This window comes from Streptomyces silaceus (assembly GCF_001419745.1).
In the GTDB taxonomy this organism is placed as follows: Bacteria; Actinomycetota; Actinomycetes; order Streptomycetales; family Streptomycetaceae; genus Streptomyces; species Streptomyces silaceus.
The window spans coordinates 1-7214 of the sequence record NZ_LIRJ01000356.1; the positions used below are offsets into that span (position 1 = coordinate 1).

8 protein-coding genes and 1 pseudogene are annotated in these 7214 nt (G+C 69.6%); 7 read left to right on the top strand and 2 right to left on the bottom strand.

Annotated elements, in window-relative coordinates:
• Positions 1-135 precede the first annotated feature (135 nt).
• From AOK22_RS29125 to AOK22_RS29140, 4 genes are read left to right on the top strand one after another with little or no spacing between them, the layout of a single operon-like run.
• Complete coding sequence (locus AOK22_RS29125; RefSeq protein ID WP_055701709.1) at positions 136-1170, top strand: PhoH family protein; 1035 nt, start codon at positions 136-138, stop codon at positions 1168-1170.
• Positions 1171-1182: 12 nt separating this feature from the next.
• Positions 1183-1680: an rRNA maturation RNase YbeY gene (gene ybeY, locus AOK22_RS29130; protein ID WP_055701710.1), complete on the top strand. Its 498-nt coding sequence runs from the start codon at positions 1183-1185 to the stop codon at positions 1678-1680.
• Positions 1681-1684: 4 nt separating this feature from the next.
• Positions 1685-2992: a hemolysin family protein gene (locus AOK22_RS29135; RefSeq protein WP_055701711.1), complete on the top strand. Its 1308-nt coding sequence runs from the start codon at positions 1685-1687 to the stop codon at positions 2990-2992.
• Entirely contained in the window at positions 2989-3345 is a 357-nt protein-coding gene (locus tag AOK22_RS29140; protein ID WP_055701712.1) for an MmcQ/YjbR family DNA-binding protein, read from the top strand. The genes AOK22_RS29135 and AOK22_RS29140 overlap by 4 nt, the downstream gene beginning before the upstream one ends.
• Before the next feature lie 205 nt (positions 3346-3550).
• Here the strand turns inward: AOK22_RS29140 and AOK22_RS43780 are convergent, their stop codons facing one another.
• Entirely contained in the window at positions 3551-3682 is a 132-nt protein-coding gene (locus AOK22_RS43780; RefSeq protein WP_269086371.1) for a hypothetical protein, read from the bottom strand.
• Positions 3683-4123: 441 nt separating this feature from the next.
• Here AOK22_RS43780 and AOK22_RS29145 point away from each other — a divergent pair, with 441 nt between their 5' ends.
• Both AOK22_RS29145 and AOK22_RS29150 read left to right on the top strand, forming a co-directional pair.
• Positions 4124-5044 (top strand): helix-turn-helix domain-containing protein, encoded by a 921-nt coding sequence (locus tag AOK22_RS29145; RefSeq protein ID WP_055701713.1) that lies wholly within the window; start codon positions 4124-4126, stop codon positions 5042-5044.
• Positions 5045-5237: 193 nt separating this feature from the next.
• On the top strand, positions 5238-5447 hold the full coding sequence (locus AOK22_RS29150; protein WP_055701714.1) for a DUF397 domain-containing protein: 210 nt from the start codon (positions 5238-5240) through the stop codon (positions 5445-5447).
• 57 nt (positions 5448-5504) lie between these two features.
• Here AOK22_RS29150 and AOK22_RS29155 read toward each other — a convergent pair whose 3' ends face one another.
• A complete protein-coding gene (locus AOK22_RS29155) occupies positions 5505-6962 on the bottom strand; it encodes an MFS transporter (protein ID WP_055701715.1) in 1458 nt (485 codons plus the stop codon).
• 91 nt (positions 6963-7053) lie between these two features.
• On the opposite strand from AOK22_RS29155, the pseudogene AOK22_RS43085 reads away from it, so the two are divergent.
• A pseudogene (locus AOK22_RS43085) lies at positions 7054-7214 on the top strand (XRE family transcriptional regulator); the annotation flags it as partial.

Genomic DNA, 7214 nt, shown 5'->3' on the forward strand with positions numbered 1-7214 from the left:
GAGGGGAGCCGGGGGCGGTCGGGGAGAAAAGGCCTACGGCCGGCGAGGTGGCGCGTCGTACCCTGGAAACCGCAAGGCTGTCGAGCGGCCACAAGCCCCGCACGAGGAGGATGAGCAGGCCTTCAGAGCCGGCCCATGACTCAGACACCCACAACTCACACCGACGCACAGGACCAGGCCCGCGCCCACTTCACCGTCCCGGCGAAGCACCCGATGGTGACCGTTCTCGGTTCGGGCGACGCCCTGCTGCGGGTGATCGAGAAGGCATTCCCGGCGGCCGACATCCATGTCCGGGGCAATGAGATCAGCGCCGTGGGCGACGCCCGCGAAGTGGCGCTGATCCAGCGCTTGTTCGACCAGATGATGCTGGTGCTCCGCACCGGTCAGCCGATGACGGAGGACGCAGTGGAACGCTCGATCGCCATGCTCAGGGCGGACGAGAACGGCAACGGCACGGAGGAGACCCCCGCCGAGGTCCTCACGCAGAACATCCTCTCGTCCCGCGGCCGCACCATCCGCCCCAAGACCCTCAACCAGAAGCGGTACGTCGACGCGATCGACAAGCACACGATCGTCTTCGGCATCGGCCCCGCCGGTACGGGCAAGACCTACCTCGCCATGGCCAAGGCGGTGCAGGCCCTGCAGTCCAAGCAGGTCAACCGCATCATCCTGACCCGTCCCGCGGTCGAGGCCGGCGAGCGGCTCGGCTTCCTGCCCGGCACGCTCTACGAGAAGATCGACCCGTACCTGCGCCCGCTGTACGACGCGCTGCACGACATGCTCGACCCCGACTCCATCCCGCGCCTCATGGCCGCGGGGACCATCGAGGTCGCCCCGCTCGCGTACATGCGCGGCCGGACGCTGAACGACGCGTTCATCATCCTCGACGAGGCGCAGAACACCAGCGCCGAGCAGATGAAGATGTTCCTCACCCGCCTCGGCTTCGACTCGAAGATCGTCATCACCGGTGACATCACCCAGGTCGACCTGCCGGGCGGCACCAAGAGCGGTCTGCGCGAGGTCCAGCAGATCCTCGACGGCGTGGAGGACATCCACTTCTCGCGGCTCACCTCCCACGATGTCGTACGGCACAAGCTGGTCGGCCGTATCGTCGACGCGTACGAGCAGCACGACAGCCGCGCCACCGGCGGCGGCAACAACGGGAAGTAGACCAGCAGCGCCATGTCGATCGACGTCAACAACGAGTCCGGAACCGAGGTCGACGAGCAGGCGATCCTCGACATCGCCCGCTATGCCCTCGCGCGGATGCGCATCCACCCGCTCTCCGAGCTCTCGGTGATCGTCGTGGACGCCGACGCCATGGAGCAGCTCCACATCCAGTGGATGGACCTGCCGGGGCCGACGGACGTCATGTCCTTCCCCATGGACGAGCTGCGGCCGCCCATGAAGGACGACGACGAACCCCCGCAGGGCCTCCTCGGCGACATCGTGCTCTGCCCCGAGGTCGCCACCAAGCAGGGCGCCGACGCGCCGACGCAGCACTCCATGGACGAGGAGCTCCAGCTCCTGACGGTCCACGGAGTGCTGCACCTGCTCGGCTACGACCACGAGGAGCCCGACGAGAAGGCCGAGATGTTCGGCCTCCAGGCGGCCATCGTCGACGGCTGGCGTGCCGAGAAGGGCCTGACCGGCCCGTCCCCGGCGCCCACCGTCTCGTAAGCCCATGAATCCTCAGCTGATCGCCGGCGCCGTCGCCCTGGTCGTCGTCGCCTGGCTCGCGGCCTGCGCCGAGGCGGGCATCGCCCGCGTCTCCAGCTTCCGCGCGGACGAGGCGGTGCGTTCCGGCCGGCGCGGCAGCGCGCGGCTGGCGCAGGTCGCCGCCGACCCGACCCGCTATCTCAACGTGGCGCTGCTCGTGCGGGTGGCGTGCGAGATGGCCGCGGCGGCCCTGGTGACGTACGCCTGTCTGCAGGAGTTCGACGAGACCTGGCAGGCCCTCGCGGTCGCCATCGGTGTGATGGTCCTGGTCAGTTACGTCGCCGTGGGGGTCTCCCCGCGCACGATCGGCCGTCAGCACCCGCTGAACACGGCGACCGCCGCGGCGTACGTCCTGCTCCCGCTGGCCCGTGTGATGGGCCCGATCCCGCCCCTCCTGATCCTCATCGGCAACGCGCTCACGCCCGGCAAGGGCTTCCGGCGCGGTCCGTTCGCCTCCGAGGCCGAACTGCGCGCGATGGTGGACCTCGCCGAGAAGGAGTCGCTGATCGAGGACGAGGAGCGCCGCATGGTGCACTCCGTCTTCGAGCTGGGCGACACGCTCGTGCGCGAAGTGATGGTGCCGCGCACGGACTTGATCTCCATCGAGCGGTTCAAGACGATCCGCCAGGCGCTCACGCTCGCGCTGCGCTCCGGCTTCTCGCGCATCCCCGTGACGGGCGAGAGCGAGGACGACATCGTCGGCGTCGTCTACCTGAAGGATCTGGCCAGGAAGACGCACATCAACCGCGACAGCGAGTCCGAGCTGGTGTCGACGGCGATGCGCCCGGCGACCTTCGTGCCCGACACGAAGAACGCGGGCGACCTGCTGCGCGAGATGCAGCAGGAGCGCAATCACGTCGCCGTGGTCATCGACGAGTACGGCGGCACGGCCGGGATCGTGACGATCGAGGACATCCTGGAGGAGATCGTCGGCGAGATCACGGACGAGTACGACCGTGAACTGCCCCCGGTCGAGGAGCTGGCGGACGGCTGTTACCGCGTGACCGCGCGGCTCGACATCGGCGACCTCGGGGAGCTCTTCGGCCTCGACGAGTTCGACGACGAGGACGTCGAGACGGTCGGCGGCCTGCTGGCCAAGCAGCTGGGCCGCGTGCCGATCGCGGGGGCCTCGGCGGTCGTGCCGCTGCCGGACGGGCGGGAGCTGAAGCTCACCGCGGAGTCCGCGGCCGGCCGCAGGAACAAGATCGTGACCGTGCTCGTGGAGCCCGTCGCGTCCGTGGCGGACGCGGAGAAGGAGGGGGAGCCGGGATGACGCCCGAGGAGCTGCGGACCTTCTGCCTGTCCTTCAACGACGCCGTGGAGGACTTCCCGTTCACGCCGGAGACGTCGGTCTTCAAGGTGGCGGGGAAGATGTTCGCGCTCTCGGCCCTCGACAGGCGCCCGCTCACCGTCAACCTCAAGTGTGAGCCGGACATCGCCGACCAACTGCGGGCCGCCCACCCGGAGATCGTGCCGGGCTGGCACATGAACAAGCGCCACTGGAACACCGTCACGCTGCAGGGCGCACTGCCGGACCGCCAGATCAGGGAACTCATCGAGGACTCGTACGACTTGGTGGTCGCCGGGCTGCCACGGGCGGAGCGTTTGCGTCTCGATCGGCCCTGAGGGGCGTACGCGACCCGGGGTGTGGTCGGCAGAGTGTCCCAACAGGCCCTCGCCATCGGCGTGGCGGGGCGGCAGAATGGAGTGAGAGGCGGATCCGAAACGCTCCCACTCCGGGCTGCCAGGCCAAGGGAACTCGGAGTGGAAACGTCTGTGCGATGGCGTCCGCCGTACCTGGCCCCGGCCCCTAGGTCGGGGCCAGTTCCGTTCACACGTGGGGCAGGACCCACTTCTCGACGATTTCCTGGATCACCAGTACGAGGCTGATCCAGGGCGCCGACAGCGCTGCCCATTCGGTCCACGTGCGGATGGTGCGACGCCCGTCAGGCTTCTCGGCCATCGGGCTGTTCTCCTTCCTGGTCCACGCACGTCGTGGATACCGCGGCGATCCACGGATGGGCGGCGCCAGGAAGAGGGAACCTGTGACCAGCGAACACTCGATGGAGTGATCGGGTGGCGTGCGGTTCCGGTGGTCAACCTCCTTGCTGCGATCGTCGGTTGGGCGTGCCGCTGCTCCAGACCAGCGTAGCCTGCACGTGAGCAGCTGGGTAGACTCCGGTCAGGCAGGTGGCCGAAGTAAGTGTCAACTTCGGAGCCTCCCATGCGCAGCTCGCCAAATGCGATATAGCTATCCGGCAACTGCCTGGCCCTCCTGTTGCCGTTGCGGGCGGCATGAGTTCTCCTGGCAGTGACGTGAACCGTCGCCTCGGAAGGTCTCGATGAGTAAGCTGCTAGTCTGCTATGTTGCACCTCGCACGGTCCGCTTGGGGGTGGAGCCATCATGAGCGTGCCAAATGCGGCACTCCAGCGGCTGCGGCTGCGTACCGAGCTCCGCAAGGCCCGGACCGCTGCCCGCCTCACTCAGCGGCAGGTCGCGGCCAAGATGGAGTGGAGTCCCTCGAAGCTGATCCGGATCGAAGCCGGTGAGGTGGGCATCTCGGTCAACGACCTGCGGCCGCTCCTGGATGCGTACGGCATCAGGGACCGGCGCAAGATCGATGAGCTGCTCGATCTGGCGCGGGGCAGCCGGAGAATGCCCTACAGCGAGTACCGCGACCTGTACGGCAAGGAGTTCCTGGAATTCCTCGCCCTGGAGTCCTCGGCGTCGATCATTCGGCACTACGGCTCGCTGCTGATGCCCGGTCCGCTGCAGACCGAGGAGTACGCGCGCGCCATCATGCTCTCCTACAACAAGAGCATCCCCGAGGACCGTCTGGAGCGCGGTGTCGAAGTCCGCCTGGCGCGGCAGGAGTTGCTGACCTCGGGCGGGCGCGAGCTCTTCTACATCCTCGACGAGGCGGTCGTGCGCCGCCATGTCGGCGGACGTGGCGTGATGCGCGCCCAGCTGGAGCGGCTCGCGGAACTGGCGGCCAAGCCGGGCATCACCATCCAGATCCTGCCCTTCAGCATCGGCGCCCACGCGGGTATCCAGGGGCCCTTCAGTCACTTCGAGTTCGAGGCCGACGAGATGCCGGACTCGATCTACCTGGAGAACCCGCGCGGCGACTCGTACACCACCAACGCCCCTGATGAGACAGGGCGTTACCTGGAGAGGTTCTGGGAGCTGGAGGACCTCGCCATCAAGGAGGACGTCGGCACTCTGCTGCGGGCGTTGGCCCAGAGGACGGAGGACGGCAGGGACGACCTGGAGGCGCTGCTCGGGGACCCGGCCCCCGTGGAGGCGGCCGTCGCGCAGGAGTAACTCCCCCTGGACCGCGGGATCTTGGCGGGAAACGGGTCGTTCATATTCGTATGACGCACCGTTATTCTGGAAGAGGTGCTGCGTGTCCCTGCACCAGCCGCACGGGGGAGCCGACAGAGCTGGAATCCCGGACTCCGTCCTTCCACCGTGAGCAGCGACGGCTGGTCTTCCGCACCCGGGGTGGAGGAGAAGCGTGGGCAGCTCATGGACGTGGCGCAAGAGCAGCGCGAGTGACGGCCCGGACGACACCTGCGTGGAGGTCGCCTGGACCGGTGAGGAGGTCCGTGTGCGCGATTCCACGCGCCCCAGGGACTCCCAGCTCGCCTTCGGCTCTGAGGCCTGGTCTGCCTTCCTCGTCCTGGCGGACCGGCCGGCGCCGCCCGCCGGGGCGCGCCGCCCGTGAGACACGGCGACGGCCCGCCTCCCGGAGAGGACGGACCGTCGCCGTGCACGGGGGGAGCTAGCCGCGGCCGGCGGGGCGGCGCAGGCCCAGGAAGACCAGGGCCGCCGTCGCCAGGAGTACGGCCGTGTCGATCAGGAGGACCGTCCGCGTGCCCGCGAGGAGGTCCGGGCCCGTCGTCGCGAGGACGCCGAGCAGCGGAATGCCGATCGTGATGCCCACCTGCTGGGTGGAGGTGACCAGACCCGTCGCCAGGCCCTGCTCCTCGTCGGGGACGCCCGAGGTGACCGTCACGCCGTACGAGACGATCGCGCCCAGGTGGAACATGCTCGCCACCGAGACCGCCGCCGCGGCCAGGTACACCGACCAGCCGCCCTCGCCGATGCCGAGCAGCGCCGCCACGAACAGGCCCTGGCCGAGCAGCGAGCCGACCAGCGTGCGGCGCGCCCCGACGCGGCCGATGACCTTCGGCGCGTAGACCCCCGCGACCACCGACAGGATGCCCTGCACGCCGAAGACCAGACCCGTCTCGAACGCCGACAGGTCCAGCACCTCCTGCAGGTACAGGGTCAGCACGAAGACCACCGTCGACATCATCGAGAAGGTCACCAGGCCGCCCAGATTGCCCCAGGCCACCGTGCGGCGCCGCAGCATCGGCAGGGAGACGAGCGGCGAGGCGGTGCGCGACTCGACGTACCCGAAGGCCGCGAGCAGGAGGACGCCCGCCGCCAGCGTGACGATGACGTCGGTGCCGCCGAAGCCGCGCTCGGCCGCCGTCGACAGGGCGTAGATCAGGGAGAGCAGACCGCCGGTGACCGTCACGGCGCCCGGGACGTCCAGACGCGGGCGGTCCGGGGTGCGGGACTCGGGCAGCAGACCGGGCGCCAGCGGCAGCACGATCAGCGCGAAGAGGGTCAGCAGGCCCATGGTGGAGCGCCAGCCCAGGGTGTCGGTCAGTACGCCGCCGAGCACCATGCCGACCGTGAAGCCGAGCGAGAGCAGCGTGCCGGAGATGCCGAGCGCCCGGTCGCGCTGCGGGCCCTCGGGGAAGGTCGTGGTGAGCAGGGACATGCCGGTCGGCACGATGGCCGCGGCGCCGACGCCCTGCAGCGCGCGTCCGGCCAGGAACGACGCCGGGTCCCAGGCGAAGGTGGCGAGCAGCGAGGCGGCACCGAAGAGCGCGAGCCCGGCGAGGAACAGCCTGCGCCGCCCGAACAGGTCGCCCGTCCGGCCGAAGAGCAGCAGGAATCCGCCGGAGGGCAGGGCGAACGCGGTCACCGCCCACTGCAGGGCGGAGGTGCTCATGCCGAGGTCGGCGCCGAGCACGGGGAGCGCGACGTTCAGGACGGAGAAGTCCAGCGCGACCATGAACTGCGCGGCGCAGAGCACGAACAGGACGAGCTTGTCGCGGGGGGAGAGCCTGGGGGTGTGCGGTTGCGGCGCCCGCGCGGCGGTCCCGGAGGGCCGGGTGGCCGGGGCGGCCTCGGTGGACGGGGCGGTGGAGGTGTCGATCGCCATGTGCAAGAGCATCGGGCGGCCGGAATAGTCGTGGGGAGCGGGAACTTATGCTGGTGGTCGGAACACCAGTCAGGGCTTGGGGGAGCGCCGCATGGTCACAGCGTCATCGGTCGAGGACGCCTCGAAGGCGCGTCGCCTCGGGGAACTGCGGGAGTTCCTGATGAGCCGGCGCGCCCGGGTCAGCCCCGCGGAGGCCGGGCTGCCGGACGGCGGGGCGCGGCGGCGCACGCCGGGGCTGCGCCGCGAGGAGGT